Origin of the sequence: Rathayibacter sp. AY1A3 (genome assembly GCF_002930975.1) — a bacterium.
In the GTDB taxonomy this organism is placed as follows: Bacteria; Actinomycetota; Actinomycetes; order Actinomycetales; family Microbacteriaceae; genus Rathayibacter.
Map to the genome: position 1 here is coordinate 1 of NZ_PSTO01000075.1, position 2,837 is coordinate 2,837.

The window sequence follows — 2,837 nt, forward strand, 5'->3', positions numbered from 1 at the left end:
GCGCGGTCGTGGGCATCGGGGACGGAGCAACGGTGGGCGCCGCAGTCGGCCCGGCGGTCGGTGCCGTGGTGGGAGTCGCCGTGGGCGCGGTGGTCGGCGGGGTCGTCGGTGCCGTGGTCGGCCCGGCGGTCGGCGTCGGAGTCGGCGCCACCACCTGCGACGCCGGCAGGATCTGCACGATGGTCGGACGCGGTGCCGCCACCGCTCCCGCCGCCGTCGATCCGTAGTCCGGGAAGAACGAGGTCGGCGCCTCGAAGGTGCCCTCCTCGCCCGGGTGCTGCACCGCCACGAACACGTGCTGGTCGAGGTCGTGGACGATCGGTCCGCAGGTCTCGGCGTCGCGGGGCACCGAGAGGAACTGCTCCACCCTGCCGCGCGTCGCGCCCTCGAGCGCGACCTTGAAGAGCCCGTCGTTGTAGCCGATGCCGCTCGGGGCGCCGTCGGTCGAGATCCAGAGGTTCCCGACCGAGTCGAAGGCCAGGTTGTCCGGGCACGAGATCGGCGAGACCTGGTCGGCCGGGAAGCCGGAGAAGTAGACGACGTCGCCCTGCGCCTGGTCGCCGCAGAGCATCAGCAGGTTCCAGGTGAAGGTGCGGCCGGTCTGGTCGCCGCCGTCCTCGATGATCTCGACGATGTGGCCGTCGCGGTTCTCGGTGCGCGGGTTGACCTCGGTCGCGCCCTCCTTGGCGCCCTCGGTGCCGCGGGCGGAGTTGTTGGTGCAGGCCACGTAGATCCGGCCGCTGACCAGGCTGGGCTGCACGTCCTCGCAGCGGTCCATCTTGGTCGCGCCCGCGGCGTCCGCCGCCTGGCGGGTGTGCACGAGGACCTCGGCGACGCTCATCCCGGCGATCGTCGAGGCGCCGTTCAGCACCAGGGGCAGCCACTCGCCGATGCCGTCGAAGCCGCCGTCCGAGGGGACCGCCCCGGTGCCGGTGATCTCGGCGACGGGGGAGTCGCCGGTGAAGCGGGCGACGTAGAGGTCGCCCTCCTCCAGCAGGGTCTTGTTGTGGGCGCGGTCGCCCTCGATGTAGCGCTTCGTCGAGACGAACTTGTAGAGGTAGTCGAAGCGCTCGTCGTCCCCCTGGTACGCGACCACGCGGCCGTCCGGGGCGATGATGACGTTCGCGCCCTCGTGCTTGAGCCGGCCGAGCGCCGTGTGCTTCTTCGGCGTGGAGTCGGGGTCGAAGGGGTCGAACTCCACGATCCAGCCGAAGCGGTTCGGCTCGTTCTCGTAGCCCGGGGTGCGGGCGTCGAAGCGGGGGTCGTCGAGCTCCCAGAGGCGCGAGGTCTCGGAGTCGGCGAGGCCGTAGCGCTTCTCGGCGTCGCTCGTGCCGACGGCGCGGAAGTAGCCGTTGAAGTTCTCCTCGCCCGAGAGGATCGTGCCCCACGGCGTCGTGCCCCCGGAGCAGTTGCCGAGCGTGCCGAGCACGGTGCGGCCCTCGGGGTCGGCGACCGTCTTCAGCAGGTCGGTGCCGGCGGCGGCACCGGTCACCTCGTAGGGGGTGTCGAGCAGGTAGCGGCGGTTGCGCTCGCCCCCGCGGACGTAGGCCCACGGGCGGTCGACCGCGGTGCGGACCAGCTCGACGACGCTGAGGCCGTGGGCGGCGCGGCCGACGGCGCGCACGCGCTCCGGCTCCGCCTCGAGCTGCGCGGCCGGGAACATGATGCTCTCGTTCGTGTACTCGTGGTTCACGACGAGCAGGGCGCGGAGGCGCTTCGAGCCCGGGATCTCGACGATGTCGGTGTAGTCGTTGTTGTAGCCGAACTGCGCGGCCTGGGCGGCCTCCGTCTGGTCGGCGATGTCGAAGGCGGGGCTGTCGGCGAAGAGCGGGTCGCCCCAGCGGATGATCGGCTGCCAGGCGAAGCCCTCGGGGACGGTGAACCGGTCGACCGTGTACGGCACCGGAGCGATGGGAGTGAAGGCGAGCGGCGAGCCGTCGGCCGCGGTCGCCACGGCCGCCTCGGCGGTGGGCGCTCCTCCGGCGGAGGCGACGGCGACGGTGACCGCGCCGGCCAGGCCGAGGCCGAGGGCGCTGCGGCGGGAGAGCTGCGACGAGACGATGTCGCGGAAGTAGCTGTTGTGCGACGTGTTGCAGGTCGCGGTGGAGCAGGCGTTGGCGCACTTCAGCGCGCAGGTGACGGGGCTGCGCTTGCCGCGCACGTGGCCGGCCATCGGGAGGAGGAGCGGGCGGCGGGCGGTGTCTGACATGGAGGTCCTTCGATCACGAGCAGGAGACGCGATCGAGGCAAGCAGGGTGAGAGGGCGCCGATGCCGCCGGGTGGAGGCTCCTCCCTGAACGGAACGTGAACGTTCTCACAAGAAGGTGAGGCTCACCTTCCCTCCCGGCGGCCCTCCGAGCGCGCCTCCAGGACCGCCCCGACGTTCCCCGCGATCCATTCGACGACCGGCAGCAGACGCTCCGCCAGCTCCGCTCCCAGCGGCGTCAGCCGGTACTCGACGTGCGGCGGGACGACCGGCCGCGCCTCGCGGTGCACGAAGCCGTCCTCCTCCAGGATCCGCAGCGTCTGGGCGAGCATCTTCTCGCTGATCCCGCCGATCCGGCGCCGCAGAGCGCCCCAGCGCAGCGTGCCCGGAGCGAGCGCCGCGAGCACCAGGACGCCCCACTTGCTGGTGACGTGCCCGAAGACCTCGCGGCTCGGGCAGTCGGCGGAGTAGACGTCCCCGGCGAGCAGGGGGGAGTCGGCGATCGTCATGGGCGCTCCTCGGAACAGGGGTGATGACAGTACTAACGAAATAGTGGGTACTGCATTCCGGGAAGCAGAAGGAGGATGCGCCGGTTGCACCCTCCTGGCGGCGGACCCCGCCCGCCCCCACC

General features: G+C 71.9%; 2 protein-coding genes. Both read right to left on the reverse strand.

Annotated features, from left to right (window positions below; genetic code table 11):
• On the reverse strand, positions 1-2,209 hold a 2,209-nt coding region (locus C5C10_RS17315; RefSeq protein ID WP_104329878.1), incomplete at its 3' end, for a PhoX family phosphatase.
• 122 nt (positions 2,210-2,331) lie between these two features.
• On the reverse strand, positions 2,332-2,715 hold the full coding sequence (locus tag C5C10_RS17320; RefSeq protein WP_104256663.1) for a helix-turn-helix domain-containing protein: 384 nt from the start codon (positions 2,713-2,715) through the stop codon (positions 2,332-2,334).
• Positions 2,716-2,837: the final 122 nt, after the last annotated feature.

Excerpts from the sequence above, each read along its gene's own strand:
- C5C10_RS17320 (WP_104256663.1), bottom strand. The coding sequence starts at position 2,715 with ATGACGATCGCCGACTCCCCCCTGCTCGCCGGGGACGTCTACTCCGCC.